Here is a 617-nt window from a genome sequence, read left to right as displayed (position 1 = left end):
GAGGCCTAACGTTTGAGCTGAGGGGACCGCACCGGTATGGCGCTTGGCCCGCGCGGGGGATGATGGACCACAACGCCGCGCGGGCCAAGTGCCATGCCGGTGTGGGTCCACTCGAGCGAAGGGTTAGGCCTCACTCGCCGCATCGAAATGGGATGTTTCGAGCGACCGCCGATGCTGTGCCTGCGATGGCAGCCTCTATTCGCAGCGAGGCACAGCCGGTGTTTGGCAACCAGAAGCCGACGTACTGCACGCCGTTTGGCCCGAATGCACCAAGGTGCTTGGTGAGGATTGACCTCTTCTTGGTGTGCTGATCAGTGACAGTGAGAACTACTCGGCCCGCGTTCCTGCTTCCCGCGCCTGACTCAGACACCCGAACGCGCACGAACGTAGACGTTGAGGGCTCGCGGAGGCCCTGCTCGCCTGCGATGACGTTCCAAAGTTCCGCACCTTCAGAGATCGGCTCGGAGAATGTGCCGGACTGGGCATAGAAAAGCCGGACCTCGATTTCGTCCGCCGTTGCGGCCTGGGCCAGATGATGGAGCGTGAGCAGCCCAAGCAGAGCGGTCGAGGCTACTCGTGACGGGTTCATCGTGAGGCCTAACGTTTGAGCTGAGCGG

1 protein-coding gene is annotated in these 617 nt (G+C 62.6%); it reads right to left on the bottom strand.

From position 1 onward, the window contains the following. Positions 1 to 130: 130 nt before the first annotated feature. A partial coding sequence (locus tag D9C15_RS33235) for a hypothetical protein (RefSeq protein ID WP_205854987.1) occupies positions 131 to 617 on the bottom strand: 487 nt, incomplete at its 5' end.

The sequence above is a fragment of the Piscinibacter defluvii genome (assembly GCF_004011805.1).
Lineage (GTDB): Bacteria > Pseudomonadota > Gammaproteobacteria > Burkholderiales > Burkholderiaceae_C > Piscinibacter > Piscinibacter defluvii.
Note: the sequence above shows the minus strand (reverse complement) of the source record. Positions and strands in the feature narration are given on the sequence as shown.